At 28.0% G+C, this 19,629-nt stretch carries 23 protein-coding genes and 3 tRNA genes; 19 read left to right on the top strand and 7 right to left on the bottom strand.

The features are described 5' to 3' along the window. The first annotated feature begins 58 nt into the window (after positions 1-58). The 8 genes from SBIUS_RS03780 (at position 59) to SBIUS_RS03745 (ending at position 5,726) form a co-directional block, all read left to right on the top strand. Complete coding sequence (locus tag SBIUS_RS03780) at positions 59-2,899, top strand: 2-oxo acid dehydrogenase subunit E2 (protein ID WP_162685151.1); 2,841 nt, start codon at positions 59-61, stop codon at positions 2,897-2,899. 86 nt (positions 2,900-2,985) lie between these two features. Next, positions 2,986-3,061 (top strand) — tRNA-His (locus SBIUS_RS03775). A 71-nt stretch (positions 3,062-3,132) separates the two neighbouring features. Next, positions 3,133-4,395 carry a hypothetical protein gene (locus SBIUS_RS03770; RefSeq protein ID WP_162685150.1) on the top strand — a complete coding sequence of 421 codons (1,263 nt, stop codon included), beginning with the start codon at positions 3,133-3,135 and terminating at the stop codon, positions 4,393-4,395. Continuing rightward, the gene (locus SBIUS_RS03765) at positions 4,373-4,795 is read left to right on the top strand and encodes a hypothetical protein (RefSeq protein ID WP_162685149.1); all 423 of its coding nucleotides are present in this window, start codon (positions 4,373-4,375) and stop codon (positions 4,793-4,795) included. Before SBIUS_RS03770 ends, SBIUS_RS03765 begins: the two co-directional genes overlap by 23 nt. A gap of 26 nt (positions 4,796-4,821) precedes the next feature. Next, entirely contained in the window at positions 4,822-5,046 is a 225-nt protein-coding gene (locus tag SBIUS_RS03760) for an acyl carrier protein (protein ID WP_162685148.1), read from the top strand. Between the two features lie 4 nt (positions 5,047-5,050). Beyond that, positions 5,051-5,479, top strand: a complete 429-nt coding sequence (locus SBIUS_RS03755; protein ID WP_162685147.1) for a Fur family transcriptional regulator — start codon at positions 5,051-5,053, stop codon at positions 5,477-5,479. A gap of 57 nt (positions 5,480-5,536) precedes the next feature. After that, positions 5,537-5,612 (top strand) — tRNA-Trp (locus SBIUS_RS03750). A 38-nt stretch (positions 5,613-5,650) separates the two neighbouring features. Next, positions 5,651-5,726 (top strand) — tRNA-Trp (locus SBIUS_RS03745). Positions 5,727-5,757: 31 nt separating this feature from the next. Here SBIUS_RS03745 and SBIUS_RS03740 read toward each other — a convergent pair. The 4 genes from SBIUS_RS03740 to SBIUS_RS03725 are packed head-to-tail and all read right to left on the bottom strand — an operon-like array spanning position 5,758 to position 9,141. After that, complete coding sequence (locus tag SBIUS_RS03740; protein WP_162685146.1) at positions 5,758-6,618, bottom strand: DegV family protein; 861 nt, start codon at positions 6,616-6,618, stop codon at positions 5,758-5,760. Positions 6,619-6,629: 11 nt separating this feature from the next. Then, entirely contained in the window at positions 6,630-7,457 is an 828-nt protein-coding gene (locus SBIUS_RS03735) for a DegV family protein (protein ID WP_162685145.1), read from the bottom strand. Beyond that, positions 7,448-8,299: a DegV family protein gene (locus SBIUS_RS03730; protein ID WP_162685144.1), complete on the bottom strand. Its 852-nt coding sequence runs from the start codon at positions 8,297-8,299 to the stop codon at positions 7,448-7,450. The genes SBIUS_RS03735 and SBIUS_RS03730 overlap by 10 nt, the downstream gene beginning before the upstream one ends. Continuing rightward, positions 8,290-9,141: a DegV family protein gene (locus tag SBIUS_RS03725; protein WP_162685143.1), complete on the bottom strand. Its 852-nt coding sequence runs from the start codon at positions 9,139-9,141 to the stop codon at positions 8,290-8,292. The genes SBIUS_RS03730 and SBIUS_RS03725 overlap by 10 nt, the downstream gene beginning before the upstream one ends. Positions 9,142-9,220: 79 nt before the next feature. On the opposite strand from SBIUS_RS03725, the gene ytpR reads away from it, so the two are divergent. The 8 genes from ytpR (at position 9,221) to SBIUS_RS03685 (ending at position 15,436) form a co-directional block, all read left to right on the top strand. After that, positions 9,221-9,805 (top strand): YtpR family tRNA-binding protein, encoded by a 585-nt coding sequence (ytpR, locus tag SBIUS_RS03720; protein ID WP_162685142.1) that lies wholly within the window; start codon positions 9,221-9,223, stop codon positions 9,803-9,805. Then, complete coding sequence (locus SBIUS_RS03715) at positions 9,795-10,838, top strand: nicotinate phosphoribosyltransferase (protein WP_162685141.1); 1,044 nt, start codon at positions 9,795-9,797, stop codon at positions 10,836-10,838. Before ytpR ends, SBIUS_RS03715 begins: the two co-directional genes overlap by 11 nt. Positions 10,839-10,864: 26 nt before the next feature. Beyond that, on the top strand, positions 10,865-11,788 hold the full coding sequence (locus tag SBIUS_RS03710; protein ID WP_162685140.1) for a hypothetical protein: 924 nt from the start codon (positions 10,865-10,867) through the stop codon (positions 11,786-11,788). 12 nt (positions 11,789-11,800) lie between these two features. Next, a complete protein-coding gene (locus SBIUS_RS03705; protein WP_162685139.1) occupies positions 11,801-12,493 on the top strand; it encodes a hypothetical protein in 693 nt (230 codons plus the stop codon). An 84-nt stretch (positions 12,494-12,577) separates the two neighbouring features. Then, positions 12,578-12,928, top strand: coding sequence for a hypothetical protein (locus SBIUS_RS03700; protein WP_162685138.1), 351 nt, complete (start codon positions 12,578-12,580; stop codon positions 12,926-12,928). Positions 12,929-12,943: 15 nt separating this feature from the next. Then, positions 12,944-13,444: a hypothetical protein gene (locus tag SBIUS_RS03695; protein WP_162685137.1), complete on the top strand. Its 501-nt coding sequence runs from the start codon at positions 12,944-12,946 to the stop codon at positions 13,442-13,444. Then, complete coding sequence (tyrS, locus tag SBIUS_RS03690) at positions 13,444-14,691, top strand: tyrosine--tRNA ligase (RefSeq protein ID WP_162685282.1); 1,248 nt, start codon at positions 13,444-13,446, stop codon at positions 14,689-14,691. The genes SBIUS_RS03695 and tyrS overlap by 1 nt, the downstream gene beginning before the upstream one ends. Positions 14,692-14,704: 13 nt before the next feature. Beyond that, complete coding sequence (locus SBIUS_RS03685; protein WP_162685136.1) at positions 14,705-15,436, top strand: hypothetical protein; 732 nt, start codon at positions 14,705-14,707, stop codon at positions 15,434-15,436. 12 nt (positions 15,437-15,448) lie between these two features. On the opposite strand, the gene SBIUS_RS03680 is transcribed toward SBIUS_RS03685, so the two are convergent. Continuing rightward, on the bottom strand, positions 15,449-16,189 hold the full coding sequence (locus SBIUS_RS03680) for a DUF3800 domain-containing protein (protein ID WP_162685135.1): 741 nt from the start codon (positions 16,187-16,189) through the stop codon (positions 15,449-15,451). 105 nt (positions 16,190-16,294) lie between these two features. Between SBIUS_RS03680 and pgsA the strand changes: the two genes are divergently transcribed. Genes pgsA through SBIUS_RS03665 form a run of 3 tightly spaced genes read left to right on the top strand, consistent with a single transcriptional unit; the run spans position 16,295 to position 18,247 of the window. Then, entirely contained in the window at positions 16,295-16,957 is a 663-nt protein-coding gene (gene pgsA / locus SBIUS_RS03675; protein ID WP_162685134.1) for a CDP-diacylglycerol--glycerol-3-phosphate 3-phosphatidyltransferase, read from the top strand. Next, a complete protein-coding gene (locus tag SBIUS_RS03670; RefSeq protein ID WP_162685133.1) occupies positions 16,938-17,738 on the top strand; it encodes an SDR family oxidoreductase in 801 nt (266 codons plus the stop codon). The genes pgsA and SBIUS_RS03670 overlap by 20 nt, the downstream gene beginning before the upstream one ends. Continuing rightward, positions 17,738-18,247, top strand: coding sequence for an L-threonylcarbamoyladenylate synthase (locus SBIUS_RS03665; protein ID WP_162685132.1), 510 nt, complete (start codon positions 17,738-17,740; stop codon positions 18,245-18,247). The genes SBIUS_RS03670 and SBIUS_RS03665 overlap by 1 nt, the downstream gene beginning before the upstream one ends. Before the next feature lie 12 nt (positions 18,248-18,259). On the opposite strand, the gene SBIUS_RS03660 is transcribed toward SBIUS_RS03665, so the two are convergent. Continuing rightward, positions 18,260-18,949, bottom strand: coding sequence for a type 1 glutamine amidotransferase domain-containing protein (locus tag SBIUS_RS03660; RefSeq protein WP_162685131.1), 690 nt, complete (start codon positions 18,947-18,949; stop codon positions 18,260-18,262). A gap of 38 nt (positions 18,950-18,987) precedes the next feature. Then, positions 18,988-19,605, bottom strand: coding sequence for a 30S ribosomal protein S4 (rpsD, locus tag SBIUS_RS03655; protein WP_162685130.1), 618 nt, complete (start codon positions 19,603-19,605; stop codon positions 18,988-18,990). Between the last annotated feature and the right edge of the window lie 24 nt (positions 19,606-19,629).

Below are 19,629 nucleotides of genomic sequence, written 5' to 3'. Positions count from 1 at the left end.
GCCTTTATTTTTTATATAATAATAGATGGTATATATATCTAAAAGGGGCGTTGATATTATGGTACATCTTAGGGCAAGAAACCTACCATCAAAAGGAATTCTAAGAGAGTGATTATTTTCTGGAGAAGAAATAAGCTTTGGACAAGACTTTGCTCTAATAGAACTTGAAGATGGTACTAAAGTTAATATTAAATCAAACTACAATGGAATAGTTACTAAAACAATTCATTTACACTCAAATGTTAAAAATGGAAGTATTTTAGCAAACATTGCTGTTGGAGAAAAAGAAATTCAAAAATTTAAAACAAGACACTTTAAAAAAGGTGATATTGAAAAAATTCCCCAAGAAGAAGTATTTATAGCCGATGGAGATTATGAACCAAACTTAAAACCAGTAGAAACTGATGCTGATCTATTCTCTGGAGCTGTACTATATGATAGATATAATCAAGCTGTAACACCATTTTCATCTGGAAGAGATGACATTATGGATTCGCCTGAAAAAATTAAAGAGCTAGAAGAGAGGGATAAAAATATGAGTCAAGCAAATGAGCAACCAAAAGATAGATTTGCTCAAATGAGAGCAAATATTAGAAACTCTATTAAAAATGCCCCTCAAAATAAAATAATGGGTGATTTAACAAAAGAAGAATTATTAAATATGGCAAATGAAAAACCAAAAGAAGAAGATGGTGGAAACTTATTTTCAACAAATAATTCAGCTGGTGTAAGTAAGTTTAGACAATTAGTGCAAGCAAGAAAAGAAAAACTTCTAGAAGAAAATGATTTCAAAGAAGTTCAAGAAGCAGATGAAGAAATAAATGCAATGTCAAAAACTGACGAAAAAGGTCGACCACTAATTATGAGAAATATAATTCAAGCAAGAATTGAGAAATTAAATAACTCTGGTGGAGATCCAAGTGTTTTAGAAAAAGATATTGTTGCTACAAAAGAGAATGCAATTCTTGACAGTCAAAAAGAAAAAGAATTAAAAAACCAACAAAAAAGTGCACAAGAGGTTGAGACAATGAAACAAAAAAATCTTGAAGTTAGAGAAGATGAAACATTTATGAGACAAGGGGCCAGTGAAGATGGTCAATTTGGTGTTACCTTTGGTTCTTATGTAGAAGATGAAGAACCAACTGTAATTGATGCAAATGATTTAAATCCTTATGGTGGACTTGTTATGCCTAAAAAGAAACCAAAAGAATTAATGGAAGAAATAGGTCACAAATCAAGCAAGACATATGCTGAGGCAAAACTTTCAAATTTATATGATACTTCAAGAAGATGAGATATCATGAAAAGTCGTGATGAAAGAAGTGTAATAAACCAAAGAAGAGAAGCTGTAGAAAGAGGATTAAAAGAGGAAAATCTTCAATACAGTAAAAAAGTTAAGGAAATAGGAATTCCAAAAGAATTTTTAAGAGAAGTTCCTCAACAAGATCCTTCAACTGGGGCAATGGTTTTTATGCCTTATAATGAAACTCCAAAAGGTAAACAAGAATTTGAAAATTGATTAAGAGCTACAAACCTTTACACAGCATATAAAGATGAAGAAAATTATATTGAAAAAACTCAAGAACTAGGTTCAAGTGCAGCAATAGCTGAATTGGAAAATATTGCAAATGAATCAATATTGGTTAAAACTCCGAAAGTTGTTCAAAAAGAATTAAAAACTGAAATTAGTAAAAAAGATAGTGAATTACAAGAAGTTGCTGATAAAAAAGTGGCTTCTGAAACAGTTGACTTCCTTAAAGATCAAATCAAAGAATTACAAAAAACTTTAAAAGAACAAAATCAACTTAATGCTGCAACATCAAAACTTAACCAACAGTCAAACTTAAATGCAGGAACTGATACTTTTGGCCAAATGATGCAATACATGTTAATGCAAAACATGATGCAAAACATGAGTATCAAAAAAGATTCAAGCAAAGAAATTAGTGCAAATGATTTGAAATCAATAATTAAAGAAGAAATTAATGCATTTTCAAGTGAGTTAAAAGAAAAACAACGTCAAGAAGAAGAAAGAGCTCGTTTAGAAAAAGAAATTATTGAAAGAGTTGAAAAAGATATAAGAGAAAAACTTGAATTAGAAAGATTGGAAAGAGAAAAAGAAAACATTAAAGATGTTAACTTTGAAAAAGATAAACCAGATAATTCAGTTGGATATATACAATTCGAATCAAATGATGAAAATAAAGTTATTGAAAGAGAAAAAATTAATCAAAACAGAAACTCTGCTGTTAAATCAATGATATTAAGTCAAAACTTTATACCACCTTTAACAATATCTACAGAGATTGATATGAGCTCAATTTTAAAATTGAAGCACATGTTAAAACAAACTCAAGATCATATTAAATTCACAACAATATCATTTATTGCCAAAGCAATATCTATTGCGTTGGAAGAATATCCAAAAATAAATTCAAGTTATGACCCAGAAACTAATGAAGTCCTGATAAGAAAATACCATAATATTGGATTAGCAACAGAAACAAGTGAAGGTTTAATAATACCAGTACTTAAATTTGTTGAAAAACTTTCAATAAAAGAAGTTGCAATCGATATAAAAGAAGTTACAACAAGACTTAGATCTGGAGAACTTTATGATTATGAAGCAGATGGTAGCACAATAACAATTGCTAATTATGGTAATATTGGAGCAATACAAGCCACTCCAACAATTTTCTATCCAAATGCCGCTGTAATTGGTGTTGGAAAAATAGTTAAAAAACCAGTAGTTGTTGATAATGAAAAACTAGCTATTAAAGCAATTATGAATATGAGTTTAACAGTTGACCAAAGAATAATAGATGCAGCTGAAGCTGGAAAATTCTTAGCTAAAGTAAAATCTATTCTTGAAAAACCAGAAATACTTACAGTTTCTTAAAATACAACAATTTGTTGTATTTTTTTGTTTGTTTTTTTCCACTTAAAATATTTTTTTAGTATAATAAGTAAGTGAAAACATTCACGGCGTGTATGGCGAAGTGGTTAACGCTCCGGATTGTGGTTCCGGCACTCGAGGGTTCAATTCCCTTTACACGCCCCATTAAAGAAAACTTAAATCTCTTTTTACGAAAAGAGATTTTTTTTATTTATTTTGTCGATTAATTAGTCGAGGTGATTATTATTTTAGACATAAGTTTAAAAGATGAATTGAAGTTTTCACAAGAACACCAGGACAAGGAGTTCATAAAAGTAAGTTCTGTAGACTCTAATACATTAAATCTTGATGCTATATTCATCAATGAAAAATATTCTATAAACAAAAAAGAATACTATAGACTTTTTGTAAGGCCTAGTTTGTCTAATGCTCATGGATATGATTACTTTAAAAGTTATTTTCAAACTTCTAAAGAAAATGAAACAACTTTAAATTTAAAATCAGGAGCAATTCAGTTTTATGTGAGAACAAAGGGTGGGATGGAACTGCTAAAATTTGGCAAAGAAGATCATTTAGCTGTCCCGTCATATTCAATTACTGCTAACAGAAGTGGGAGATTCACTTTAAAAGACTTTGATTTTATTGAAGTGGATATACCGGCTAGTTTTATAGAAGATCAACAAGAGGTCTTTATAACTTATAGTGCTAGTTATAATGTTTTAGGTGAAAAGATAAAACCTCACAATAACTTTGGGAGCATAGAAATAGATAGAAGAAACTTAACTCAATACAATTATAATAAAGCAGATGCCAAAATAACTATTGCTAATCTAGCATATGGTTATTTGAATTATGATTTTAATAACAAATATAAAAGACACTACTTTGATTTGTTAAGAAATGATATTGAGTTGAAGATGAAACAAAGATCTGCAAATACAATAGATCCAATAATGGAAGTTAAAAGCGTTTATAGCTCTTGAAATTATTTAGATCAATCTACACTAGGAAACAAGATGAATACATTTTTAGAACTTTTTCTTAAGGGTTTGAATAGAACTGAGGCAATGACCTCAACAGCAAAGCTAAAAAGTGATTTCAATTTTAAAGAACACTATGATATAAAAAAACTTAATGACAATATAACCCAATATACAGAAGGGTTTACAGTTAAAAGTACAAATAAAACATCATATTCATTTCCTAAAAACACTGTAGAAGAAAATGATTCTGGAACAGAAGGGATTGTATGAAACCCTTTGTACAAAAATAATTTAATCTATAATAGGGTAATCGATTTAAATTCAAGAGTTTTTTCAATTGATTATGTCAATGAAAATTTAAAAGAGGACATGTACAAAATTGATTACAGTGAGCAAACATCAAATTTAAAATATAAAACAGTTATAAAAACAAAGATTGCTGATTTAAATGCTATTGGATGAAAAAATAAAGAAAGAATAATTAACTATATAAATGAAAAAGAAAAGATTATCTAAGCTAGTTTTTATAGGGATAATAGTTTTTTCCTTGTTGGCTTCTTTTGGCTTATTTCTATTTTTTCATATAAATGCAAGCTCACATGATATTGATAGTGGTAAAGATGTGGAAAACATAGAAAAAGATCCAATTCCACAGAAAAATGATTTTGCAAAATCTAACCTAGATATAAAATTCAGTTTAGAACAAAAGATGTACATGTTAGTTTTCTCTAAAAACACATATTTTAAAGTTAATGAATTTAAATACTATTTCTTTTTAGAGTTTAATAAGTTAGGTCCTAAATCTAATGATGTAAATTTAGAAATGTTTATGAATGATAAAGAAAAACCAACTAAAATAACTGTACAGTATAAGTGTGCTAATAAAATATATACTTGGTATTTTAAATTAAATTAATATATAATAATTTATGGTGATTAAAAATGAATTATTTTGAAGAAATAAAAAAAGCTCTTTTAAATAAAGGGGCAAAAGGAACAATCAGCAACAATACAGAATTTAAAGCAATGGGGTTAGATTCATTAGATTTAATGGATATGATTGTTACTTTAGAAGAAAAATTAAACATATCTATCTCAGATGATGAATTGTTGGAAATAAAAAAAGTAAGTGACCTTTTAGAAGTTGTTGAAAAACTAACTAAATAGTTTTATGGAAAATAAATTAAACGAGTATTTAGAGTTATTCAAAAGTAAAAAAGTTAAACTTACCGATGTAAGACTGTCTATGTTGAAAATAATAGCTACAAAGAAACACTTCACAATAAACGAACTTATTTCAATGGTTGAAGAAGATTTGGGTAGTGTTAATGTTATGTCTATTTATAACAACATTGATTTGTTCTTAGATATGCATTTATTGTTTGCAAACACAATAAATGGTAAACAGATTATTTATGAAGCTATATCTACACAATTAATGCACATAAGTTGTGATAAGTGTGGTTCTTTAGAAGATCTTGAAAGTCCATCTTTAGCAAATGAATTATTTGTAAGATTCTCTAATATATTAGAAAATAAAGAAATGGAACTAGAACATTTCAAGTTAGAGCTTCATGGTATATGTAAAAAATGTAAATAAAATAGTCATATTTTATTGAAAATACTTTTTAATGTTATAATTAAAAAGTATTATTATAGGGGTATAGTTCAGTTGGTAGAACATCGGACTTCAAATCCGAGTGTCGTGGGTTCAAGTCCTGCTACCCCTGCCAAATAGAAATTCAAATACCCATTTGGGTATTTTTTAAATAGGGGTATAGTTCAGTTGGTAGAACATCGGACTCCAAATCCGAGTGTCGCGGGTTCGAGTCCTGTTACCCTTGCCATTAAAGATAAAAAAAATAACGATTTATATCGTTATTTTTTTGGCATTAATGATTTTTCTACTGCTATTAAACCTATTGTATCAATTCCTGCGTGTCATGGATAGACATTAGGTATTTTAGCTTCAACATAATCAATTTTTTCATTTTCAAGATATTTTCTTATTTGATCCATATGAGTTTTTTTAGCTTCTGGTAATGTAACAAAGTGTAGAACAAATTCTTCTTTTAATTCTTTTCTTAAAGCTGATATCATTTTATCTAAAACAGCTCCATAAGTTCTACCCATACCCAATTTTTTAGGTTTGTCTAATCATTGGATACCAACTTTAGTTTTCATCATTTTTAACATTGTTATTAATAATGAACTTGCTCTTCCACCTTTAGACATTTTTTGCAAGTCACTTGGTATGATTGCAGTAAAACTACCTTTACCTCATCTATCAGATTCTTTTTGATATTCTTTAGGATCTTCAATACCATCCTCTGCCATTTGTGCAAATTTAATTGTTAATAATTGAGCACAGTTTGCAGCGATACAGTTTTCTATAACTGTAACTTTACCCTTAAAGTCATCATCATTTGAGATCATGACAGCTGTTTGGTGCATACCTGAAAGGTTGTAAGGGATTGTCATATGAATAATATGATCAAACTCCTTTAACATTTCTTCGTATTTATTCATTAACTCTCCAGGAGAAGCTTGACTAGTTGATGTTTTATGTCCATCTCCCAATATTTTTATAAGATTGTTCTTTTTGATATCCTCTGGTGTATCTAAATAATCATCTTTATCGTTTACTATCAAATGTAAAGGTATTACTCTAACATTTTTATATTTATGTTCATTTTCTAGATAACCTGTTGAGCTATCTACCAATATTCCTATTTTCATAAATAAGCCTCCTATTTTTTTCATGTTGCCAATGCAACTGTTTCTCTACCTGTATGACAGGTGATTGTGTTTGGTAATTCATCAATCAAACCAATTTCCATTCCTTCTGATTTAACTAAATCTTTTACTAAATCTATGTGTTCATGATTTATTCTTGAATAAGATATATCAATTATATTTGTATTTCCAAATTCTTTTAAAACGCTTATAGATTCTTGGATTGCTCTTTTAAAAGTTCTTTCCTTACCTTGTTTATCAATTATTCCATTATATTTAAGTATTGGAACGATTTTAAGGAGTTTAGCAAGTCCGGCAGCAGCTTTACTTATTCTTCCTCCACGAACTAATTGATCAAGAGTTTTTGGAATTATCATTAAACTAAATTTTTCATTTTCTTTTTCAATTGCCTGTTCAATTTCTTTAGCATCTTTAACTTTTTCAGTTAAATCTAAAGCCATTTCAACTTGCCTTCTTAATACTGTGCTTACTCCGTTTGAATCTGCTATAAAGACTTTGCCTTTATATTCATCTTCATTTGAAAGCATTTTGCAAGTATTGTATTGACCTGAAAGTCCTTTTGAAATTAATATACAAACAATTTGATCATATTCTTTTAATAATTCATCTCATTTTTCCATCATCATTCCTGGAATAGATTGTGATGTTTTTAATATTTGTGAATCATTTAATTTGTAAAACTCATCTGCTGAAAAGCTTTCATCATCAGCTATTTGAGTCCCATCTTCCTTACTTATCATTAATGGTACTAAATATAAGTTCTTAATCTCACTTATATTTGGTATTCCGCAAGCAGAATCAGTTATTATTGCTATTTTCATAATTTTTCTCCTCAAACTTGATAAGGCATAAGAGCAAATGTTTCTCTACCTGTATGACAAGTGATTGTATTTGGCATTTCATCAAATAAACCAATTTCGTAACCAGATGATTTTGCAACTTCCTTAACAAGTTCGATAGTTTCTTGATTTGTCCTTGAGTAAGCAATATCAACTATATTGCTATTAGGGTAGTTCTTTTTAAGTAGCACAAGTGCTTCTTCAACTGCTTTTTTAAATGTCCTTGTTTTTCCTTCTTTATCAATTTCTCCATTGTATTTTAGTATTGGAGTAATTTTTAAGATTTTAGCAAGTCCAGCAGCAGCTTTACTTATTCTTCCACCACGAACTAATTGATCAAGAGATTTAGGAATAATATAACCTACAGTTTTATTGTAGTGTTCTTCAACAATATCTTTAATTTCTTTTCCATTTTTACCTTCATCGATTAGTTTTTCAACTAATTCTAGTTGCCTTTTAAGAACAATACTTACACTGTTTGTATCAATAACATGAACTTTACCGTTATATTCATCTTCTTGTGAAAACATTCTAAATGTATTGTATTGACCTGAAAGTCCTTTTGAAAGTAATAAACAAACTATTTCATCATATTCTTTTAATAATTCATCTCATTTTTCCATCATCATTCCCGGAATAGATTGTGATGTTTTTAAAAGTTGTGAATCATTTAATTTATAAAACTCTTCAGTTTCTAAGTTTTCATTATCTGCGATTTGCTCGCCATTTTCTTTAGTGATCATAAGTGGAACTAAGTAAAGGTTTTTAAATTCCTTTAAGTTTTTTATTCCACTTGATGAATCAGTAATTACAGCTATTTTCATAGTTTTTCTCCTCAAATTTGATTAGGCATAAATGCAAATGTTTCTCTACCTGTATGACAAGTGATTGTATTTGGCATTTCATCAAATAAACCAATTTCTAAATTTTCCTTTTCTATAACATTTTTTACAATTTCAAGTGTTTCTTCATCAGTTCTAGAAAATGCAATGTCAATTACAGTGTTATTTGGATTATTTGTTTTTATCAGTTGAATTGCTTCTTCAACTGCTTTTTTAAAGGTTCTTGTTTTTCCTTCTTTGTCAATTTCTCCATCATACTTAAGTATTGGAGTTATTTTTAATACTTTTGCAAGTCCAGCAGCAGCTTTACTTATTCTTCCACCACGAACTAATTGATCAAGAGATTTAGGAATAATATAACCTACAGTTTTATTGTAGTGTTCCTCTATTATTTCTTTAATTTCTTGAGCCTTTTTACCTTCTTTAATTAGTTTTTTAACTAATTCTAATTGACGTTTGATAATGATGCTAACACCATTAGTATCAATTACATGAATTCTATTTTTATATTCGTCTTCTTGAGAAAACATTCTAAATGTGTTGTATTGACCTGAAAGACCTTTAGAAAGTAATAAACATATTACTTCATCATATTCTTTTAATAACTCATCTCATTTTTGCAACATAACTCCGGGAATGGATTGTGATGTTTTTAAAAGTTGTGAATCATTTAATTTATAAAATTCTTCACTATGTAAATCTTTATCATCAGCTATTTGGTTTCCATCATCGGTAGTTATCATTAACGGTACACAATGCAAATCATTAAATCCTTCTGTATCTTTAATTCCACAAGAAGAGTCGATTAAAATTGCAATTTTCATATTTCCTCCTCTATATAAAAGACTTATATTATTATATAATTGTTTTGACATTATTCCAACAAAAAGAAAGGTAATTCAAATGAAATTATTTTCAAAATACATTAAAAACTTCAATACTTTAGGAGTTTTATTAAAAGATAAAAAAGTAACAGAAACTAAAAAAGAAGAAGGTTATGAAATTTTATTGCACAATCAAGAAATTATAGGATTCAATATTTTTAATTTTGAATCAACAGAAAAGTATAATTTAGAAGATAAAAGACTACACGAAGTCATAAAACCTATTTTAGAAAAACATATTGGCAAAGAAGAAATAGAAGACCAGTTTATAATTGCAAAAGTTGTTGAGTGTGAAAAGATACCAGATACTCATCTTTCTAAGTGTAAGGTAAACACAGGAACTGAAGAAATACAAATTATTTGTGGGGCAAGTAATGTAAGGGAAAATCTTTACACAACACTTGCGACAATAGGTTCTTGAATGCCAGATGGTAGTGAAATTAGACAAGGTAAGTTAAAAGGTTTTGATTCTTTTGGTATGCTATGTTCATCAAAAGAGTTAGAAATAACTGACGATAAATTTAACAAACCTGGTATCATGGAGTGAAATGTAGATGACTCTTATATTGGAAGATCTATTTGAGAGGTTTTAAATGAAAAATAAATTTAATATAGATATGAGAATGTTTGAAGATTATTATTCTGCAGATTACTTTAAAAAAACAAGAGAGATATTGAATAAATTTAAACCAAATCAACTAGTTACAATGCAATGATTTCAAAGATCAAACCAAACTGTTGTTTGTGGTATAGAGGTTATAAAAGAAATATTAAGACTTTCTGGGGTTAAAGATTTACAAGTTGAAGCTGTTGAAGATGGCGAAATGGTGGATGCACTAGAACCTGTTTTAAAAATAACAGGTAAATATAATGACTTCGCTCATTTTGAAGGTCTTTTCGATGGTATATTATCAAGAGCTTCAACAATAGCTACAAACGCTAGAAAAATAATAACTGCAGCTAACGGAAAAACTGTTTTAAATATGAATGATCGAATGGATTATTATACAAATCAACAAATAGATGGTTATGCTTCAAATGTTGGTGGTATAAAAAATCTTGTAACACAAGCTTCATTTGAGTTTTTAGATGAAGAGCCAAAACTTAACGGTACTATGCCTCATGCACTAATTGCTTCATTTGATGGAGACTTAATAAAAGCAACTCAAGCCTATAAAGAAGTATTTCCTCAAAATAATTTAGTTGCTTTGGTAGATTATAATAATGATTGTATAAATGATTCTATAAAGGTATGTGATGCCTTTAAAGATCAAGTTTATGCGGTGAGATTAGATACTTCTCAAGGTCTTGTTGATAAATCTCTTCAAAATTTAGAAGAGAAAGACAATGAATTACATGGTGTTAACTCTACATTGGTTAAGTTATTAAGAAAAGAATTAGATGCAAAAGGACATGAAAAAGTAAAAATCATAGTTTCTTCTGGTTTTAATGAAGAAAAAATAAAAGAGTTCGAAAAAGAAAATACACCAGTTGATATATATGGAGTTGGGGATGCAATTACAAAAAACAAGATTGGATTTACTGGCGATATAGTATTAATCGATGGTAAAAAGCAATCTAAATTTGGTAGGGAAAATGCTTTTTCAAACAAGATAAAAAGTATAAAATATAATTAGTAGTTTTAACAAAAGGGGGTATTTCTATGAATTTATTTGCTAGAAAAAAGAATAGAAATGATGAATTAGAATCTTCAAAAGATAAATATGAAGATAGAGCCCCTAATCATTGAACTTATAATGATGATCCTTTATTAAATATGGAACCCATCTTTACAGATGATCCAGAAGCAAATAAAGTTTCTATCGAAGATATTTCAAAACAATTCTCAACAGGAGAATTGTATGAAGAAAAAAGTTCTGTAACTGACAAATTAGCTCAAATCAGAAAAAATATAGGAACTAGTGCTCCAAAAAATACGGGTGGAGTACTAGGTTCAATAATTGACGGAGCTAGAAAAAAAACACAAGATATTCAAAATGAAATATTAGAAAATGACCCTGTAATTGCAAAATTACAAAAAATTGAAGAATTGAGAAAGAGTGGAGGGGTTGATGCTGACCTTTACACTGATGTTGAAAAAATCAAAGAAAAATCAGTCAGTTATTCACAAAGAGCTAAGGAGTTTCATGAACAAAACTCTACAAAACCTAGAGAAACAGAAATTGAAAGAGTTAGAAGACTTTCTCAAGAAGTGCAAAATCAAAGAGATGAGAGAAATAGACTTAGAAAATTAGAAGCTGAACAAAAAACTATAAGTGAAGAAATAGTTGAAAAAGAAAATATCTTTTTGGCAGTTCCTAAAAGTAAAATAAATAAAAACCCTATTGAAGAAGAAGTTAAAGAAAAACTTCTAAAACTAAAAGAAGTGAAATTTAAAAATATCGAAGAGGAAGTTGAAAAAACTATTCAAGAAATCGATTCAAAAGTATTCTTGAGTGATGTTTTAAAAGAAGAGTTTTTCGAAGAAAAACTTAAAGAATTTGATAAATTATTAAAAGATAGCACAAAAGAAAATAGAAAACCAGAACTTATTAAACCTAGAAGAATTCAAAACAAAAAGAAATAAGGTGATGTCCAAATGGACCAAAAAAATAAAGATAATAATTTAGAACAAGCTCACTTAGAAAGTGATCAAGCCAAGAAAAGACTTGAAGAAATTAAGCAAAGTAATAGTTTAATGAATTCTCAAATGACAGCTAATAATTTTTATGTTCCAAAGAGAAAAGTAAGTAATTCAGGAAACGAACAAACAGAGATTATAAAACCAAGAAAAAAGAAAAACTTACCTTTCACCGATTCTCAACAAAAAGAGATAGAAAAAACAATTTCTAATATTCAATCTGAATATAGAGAAAATGAAAAAGAAAAGAAAATTGTAGAGAAAAAACTTATCAAAGAAGAAATTAAATTATCAAGATTGATATCTAAAACTAATAAAAAAATTGGTAGTTTAATAGATAAAGAAAATAAAGAACAGTTAGAAAAAACAGTTGAACTTCAAGAAAGTTATTTAAATGCGTTTGATAAACTACATGATGATATAGATACCTTAGTTTTAAGTGAAAATAAAATATCTCTAGAAGATAGAAGAAAACACATTTACAATAACGCTTATAATGCAGAAACAGAAAGAGCAAGAAAGTTAGTGCAACTGAGAAATAGTAATAAAGCTAACTGAACAAATCAATTAAAAGAAAATAAAAAAACTGTTTCTAAAAGAAATAGTGATAATTGAATGGAAAGATTAGGGATACTTGATGACGATGAATAGTCATCAAGTTTTTTTATATCTAATTTTATTGTTTAAAAAAGCGCTTAGTGTTGTATAATTTTATTGATTATTAGGAGACTATTTATGAACTTATCACTTATTTATACTTCAACACCAGTTGGAACAACTCAAACAGTTATGATAATTATTTTGTTAGCATTAGCTATCATTTTGACATTGTATACAATAATTACTTTAAGAAAAGTTGGTATTGCAGCTAAAAAAGTAGATTATTTCTTTGAAGATCTAACTTATAAATCAGAAATGTTAAATGCAACTGTTGATACTGTAGCAAGGGTAACAAATTATATGGATATATTTGATGCGTTTGCGAAAAGAAATGTTAAATCATGAGTTAAAGTGGCAACAAAAAACAAAGACGTTGTTTATAAATTGGTTGATAAATTAAGAGAATTTGCAAATTCAGAAGACTAATTGGAGGGTTAAAATATGTTTAAATTACTAAGATTAGCTTCATGAGTTTTCCTAGGGATGATGCTAGCACCAAAAAGAGGTGTAGAGATAAGATCAGATTTTGTAGACTATTTAAAAAAATATAGACCACAAATAAAAAAATTAATATCAACAATAGAAGAAACTTGAGAAAAATCTCAAGGTAATGAAAGTGACGAAGTAATCGCAAATATTGAGATGAAACTTTCAAATATGAGAGATGCAAGTGACGAATTGGATGCTGCAAAAACAAAAGAACTTGCTTTTAAAGCACTACAAAAAATTGGACAAACTACTGTAAAAATTGGACAGGAAGTTGCTAAATCAGACAACGTAAAAATAATTGCAAAAGACTTAGCTATGATAACAGTTGATATCATCGATAAAGCAGATGAAGTCTATTCAAAAGTAAAAGATGTATCAATAAGTATGAGTGAAGATGTTTATGAAAGCGGAGACTCAGCGAAAGCGAAAACAATTATTAATAAGGAGAAATAATAATGCATAGCATTTTAGAAGAATTAAAGCAAAGAGATTTGCTTAAACAATTTACAAATGAAGAAAAAATAATTAAAGCACAAAATGAGGGTGCAGGAATATATTGTGGGTTTGACCCAACAGCAGATTCACTACACGTGGGTCACTTAATACAAATAATAAATCTTAAAAGATTTAAAGATTTTGGTTTTGCTCCAATTGCTATATTGGGTGGTGGAACTGGAATGATAGGGGATCCTAGTTTTAAAAGTGAAGAAAGAAATCTTTTAACACTAGAACAAGTATCTCAAAATGTAGAGGGAATTAAAAAACAACTAAACTTTTTAATACCAGATATTAATGTTGTAAATAATAACGATTGACTTGGAAAAATGTCATTAATTGATTTTTTAAGAGAAATTGGTAAGGATTTCAATTTAGCATACTTACTTGCTAAAGAAAACATATCATCAAGAATTGAAAAAGGACTAAGTATAACTGAATTTTCATACACAATGCTTCAAGGATATGATTTCTTTAGATTATATGAAGATCAAAACTGTTGAGTTCAAATAGGTGGTTCTGATCAATGAGGTAATATAACAAGTGGAACAGATTATATTGCAAGCAGAGTTGGAAGAGAAAACTCAAAAGCTTGTGGTATAACAATGAATCTTTTAACAAAAAAAGATGGAGTTAAATTTGGAAAAACAGAATCTGGTGCTGTTTGATTAGATAAAACAAAAACAAGTGAATATGAATTCTACCAGTTTTTTATAAACCAAGACGATGAAGATTGTGAGAAATTATTTAAATTCCTAACAACTCTTCCTTTAGAAGAAATTGAAAAAGTAAAACAAGAACATTCAAAAGAACCTTTCAAGAGAATAATGCAAAAGAGATTGGCTCAAGAAGTTACAACATTTGTACATGGAAAAGAAGGTCTTGAAAAAGCTGAAAAAATAACCCAAGCACTATTTAGTGGTGAATTAATGCAACTAGAAAAAAATGAATTATTATCAATAATTAATTCAATGCAAAAAACAGAGGTTAAATCAGGTCTTCAAATAACAGATTTTTTAGTTGAAACAAAAATAGCAAGCTCAAAAAGAGAAGCTAGAGAACTGTTAAACGAAGGTGCTATTTCAATTAATAATAACAATAAGCTAAATGAAGAGTTAACTGTTGACTCAAAAATGTTAACTGTTGAAAACTTTATTATTGTTAAAAAAGGGAAGAAAAAATATTTCGTAATAGAAATGATATAGGAGTAATTTATTTATGGATTTTAACTTAATTTTAAAAAATGTTCTTGAAGAATTAGTCAATTACTATAATGAAGAATGTTTTAAAGACTTGAAACTTAATAATAAAAATATAAAAATAGGATTTTCCAATATGTTTGAAAAAATAACAACAGAAAAATTAGATTTAATAGACTCAATTGTTAATCAATTAAACAATCTAAGACAAGAAAATCAAGATTTACTTACAAAAGAAAATGTAGATCATATGTTTTATGCAAGTACTGAAATTTTATTATCATCAGCTAGTGAAGGTTTTAAAAAAGTGCAAGAATCTTTTGAGAACCTAAACTTCTTAAAACACACTGAATCAGACAGTAATCTTATTGATTTAAATGAAAAGTTTGTAATTAGAAAACTAACTTCAAATGCTCAAAGAGTTCTTAATAAATTTGAGAATTTATCACCTAGATTTATTAATAATGATAAAGTAACTAAATTTTTAAATTGTTTGAAAAAAATGACAATGTGTGAATCTGTTAGTGAAATAGTGGAATTAGCAAACGAAGTTTTAATCAGACAAGACGAAATCAAAAGACTAGATCACTTTGTTGATTACAATGCTTTGGTGGATGAGTATGGATGAGTACACGATATTGTTAAATTATCATCTGCAAATGCTGAGTTCATGGGATTACTAGTTAATGTAGAAATTTTCTCAAATGTTATTAAAGAACAAGTTTTTAAAGAAAATAGAGTTAAAGCATAATAAAAAGCACGATTAATCGTGCTTTTTATTATCTTCCATTTCATTTAATTTCTTAAAGTAAGATTTTTTAAATGGATAATAAATTGTTCCGTTTTTTATTCTCTCTAAAATGTATTTATCAATTTTTGTTTGAAATAATTTATTTTTATCTGAATTTGGATTGTTGTAGTAAGTATAGACAACGTGATCTAAAATATCTGCAAGTCTAATTACATCAGTCATTTTACTTGAAAGATAATAAGTGTTTATTGTATATGGTTTTTCTATGTAATTTGTTTTTAATAGATTTTCCAACTGGTTATATTCTGTTTTTTTAAGATTTCTTTCATCCATTAACAGAAATATTTTGTTACATTTTTCATCAAATTTAAATAGTTTTGAATTGAATCCAACTAAGTTATTTACAAAAAAATCATATGCAAGCATCTCATTTACTGTGAAGTGCTTGTTTAATTCGTTTCTTGAAACCACAGAAAAAATAGGACAAATTAAATCTCCTATTTCTTCGAAAATTCTATTAATAAAATCAACGGTAGCCATCTCTTCAGATTTATTACCTTTTAATTCAAAGTTTTTAGGAATGTTATATTTATTTTTAACTTCGTTTTCAATTTGTCTTATTTTGGTTTTTACAGTATCTTTATCAGAATACAAAAATCCACCAACTATGAAATAGTTTGCTATATCATTTTGATTAAGCTTACCACTTTCATCCAAAGCTATATAAAGCTTGTCTGAAATAAAGTTATCCATATTCTCCACTCCCACTTAATTACTATTTTATCACATTTAATTGTATTTAATTTGGTTAGTTATTTGAGTTGTATTATAATAATAAGAGTGAAAAGAGGTAATTCTATGAATTTAGCAAACAAAATTACTTTAGTGAGAATACTTTTAATTCCCTTAATAGTTCTTTTGCTATTATTAACACCAGCGCCTTTGGTTAATTATGAAGGGCTTCAAATTTTAGAAAAGGCGAACTTAGAAATTGGAAACTATAGTTTGCCAATTACATATTTAGTTGCAGGAGTATTATTTATAATTGCTAGTTTAACAGATATGTTGGATGGATATGTTGCAAGAAAATACAAAATGGTTACAAACTTTGGTAAATTTTTTGACTCAATTGCAGATAAATTATTAACAAACGCAATATTAGTAATTTTTGCTTGTTTTAAAATACTGCCAATTTGAATGTGTGTGATCTTAGTTTCTCGTGATTTTATAATTGATGTTGTTAGACAAATTTTAGCTACTTCTTCAGTTGTGATGGCAGCAAATCAAATGGGAAGAATTAGAGCAACAGCTGAAATGGTTGGTTTATCTTTACTTTTCTTTGTTGGCTTACAATGCTGAAGCAATTGATCAGAATTCGATTGACTAAATCAAGTTATTTTAATACCAATGTACTTAACAACAGTTCTTTCAATATTGTCTGCAGGAATATATATTCATGCAAATAGAAAAGTTTTATTTGATAGTTCGGTAGAGAAAAATAATGAAAAAAAATCAAAATAAAAATGCATTTGCTATAGTAACTGGTGCAAGTAAAGGGTTAGGCTATGCTTATTGTGAAGAACTATTAAAATTAGGTTATAACGTTATTGGTGTTGCGAGAGATACTGATAACTTAAAAGAACTACAAAATAAATATAAAGAACTTAAAGTCGAAGCATGAAATATGGATTTGAGTGATATCAAAAATGCTTATAAATTATTTGAAGACTCAAATAAATACGAAGTTGAAATTGTTATAAATAATGCTGGATACGGAGTTTGAGGATATTTTGACCAGTCATCACTAGATCAAGAAATGAACATGATTGACTTGAATATTAAATCATTGCATATAATTACAAAACTGTTTGTTCAAAAATTCAAAGAGAAAAATATAGGTAGAGTATTGAATATTGGTTCAATGGCGGCATTCACTCCAGCACCTGTGTTTGCTAGTTATTATGCTTCAAAGGTATACGTGTGAAGTTTGGGTGTTGCTATAAACACTGAACTTAAAAAAACCAAATCAAAAGTAAGAGTTATAACATTATGTCCTGGTCCATTAAAAACTGATTTTTGAAATAGAAGCAGTAATCAAAAAGAAGCTAAATATAAATCAACTGTAAAAGTTATGAAAACAAGTACTTATGCAAAGAAAAGCTTATTAAAAGGTTTGCAATCAAAAAGAAAAGACTACATAATTACCGGGAATACTAATAAATTAATGAAAAAATTAACTAAGTGAGCACCACAATCAATTGTATTAAGTTCTGTATATAACTATCAAAGAAAGAGAAAATAATGCTTAGTCAAAAAAAAATAAATTCAGCAATAGATTTTTTAAAATCAGATAAGATAGTTATCTTGCCTACAGATACAATTTATGGTTTAAGTGCTATTTTTAATAGCGAAAACGAACTTAGAATAAACAAAATTAAAAGATCTGAAGAAACAAAAAAACTAATTGTTTTATTTTCCAAAAATAAACAGATTAAAAAACTTATAAACTTAACAAAAGAGTTTAAAGTAAACTTAAAAAGTAAGGAACCGATAACTCAAATTGTTAATGATAAAAACAATCAAACCATTGCTTTAAGAAAAGTTAAAAGAAAAGATCTTAAAAAAATAATAAATAAAACAGGTCCCATATTTTCTACAAGTGTAAATTATTCAGGAAACTCGTTTTTGAACAAAAAAGAAGAGCTTGATCTATTCAATATTCAAGTGAGTGAAGTATTTTGGGATGGGGAACTTAACTCTAAACCATCTAAAATATTAGATCTAGTTAATAAAAAAACTATTAGAGAATAAAAAAACCACACATTAAACTGTGTGGTTTTTGTTTGCTTCTTTTTTAATTAAATTAGCTACTTTTATTACTGAGAAGGGATTCTGACCAGTTATTATTCTTGAATCTATTAAAGCAAAAGGTTTAAAAAATCTTTTGCTTTTGAAAATCCCGCCTCGTTTTTTTACTTCACTTTTATTTATAAAAGGCACTTTTTTCTTTTTTGCACTAATTATTTCTTCTGTGTTTGTGAAACCTGTAACACGTTTACTATTTATTAGATAAACATCTTGTTCATCTTTTATGTTTAATAAACCTGCAATTCCGTGACACACAGAAGCTACATAGCCATTGTTTTGATAAATTTTTATGGCTATTTTTTGTAACTCTGTATTATTTGGAAAGTCCCACATAACACCATGACCACCTGTGTAGTAAATTGCAAAGTAATCTTTTGCATTTACTTGACTTGGTTTCAAAGAATTAGTTAATGCTTTGTTTTTGAATTCTTCATCATTCATTAACTCAATATCATTTTTCTTCGCATACTTTAAACTTCTTGGATCTATAGGAACAACACCGCCATTAGGGCTAACATAATCAAATTCGAATTGGTCTCTTAATGCCAAAACAAATTCGGTTGCTTCGCCTAATCATAGTCCTGTTTTTTCACTATCTTCACCATAAGTGCTAGTATTTGTTAAAACTAGTAATATCTTTTTCATTTATTCAAATCCTTTAATATAAAACAATTGATTTTATATTATTTAATTAAACGGTTGTATCATTCAACAATTAAAGCTTCATTGATTTCTTGGTTTAATTCTTTTCTTTCTGGTAATCTTACTAAAGATCCAGTCATTTTTGCTTTGTCGAATTTTACAAACTCAACAGTTGATGTGTTTGATGCTAATGCCTCAACGATTTTATCGTTTTTTTGCATTTTATCTTTTACAGAGATGATATCTCCAATTCTTACTGAGTATGAAGGGATGTCTAATTTTTTACCATTAACTAAGATGTGACCGTGTGATACTAATTGTCTTGCACCTTGTCTTGTAAGTGATAATCCCATTCTGTAAATTACGTTATCCAATCTTGATTCTAATTGTTGTAAGAAAATTGTTCCTGTAATTCCTTTGATTTTTTTAGCTCTTGCATAAGTGTTTCTGAATTGTCTTTCAGTTAACCCATACATGAATTTAACTTTTTGTTTTTCTTGCATTTGTTGACCATAACCCGAAAGTTTTGTTCTTCTTGCTCCGTGTTGACCAGGTGCTGTAGTTCTTTTTTTACCTTTTGAGAACTCTTTACCTGTTTCTAAGATAGAAAATCCGTATCTTCTAGCTTTTTTGAATGTAGATCCTGTATATCTTGACATACATTTTTCTCCTTATTTCTATTT

This window comes from Spiroplasma sp. BIUS-1, assembly GCF_010365805.1.
Classification (GTDB): Bacteria; Bacillota_I; Bacilli_A; order Mycoplasmatales; family Mycoplasmataceae; genus Spiroplasma_A.
This window is presented reverse-complemented; position numbering and strand designations above follow the sequence as displayed.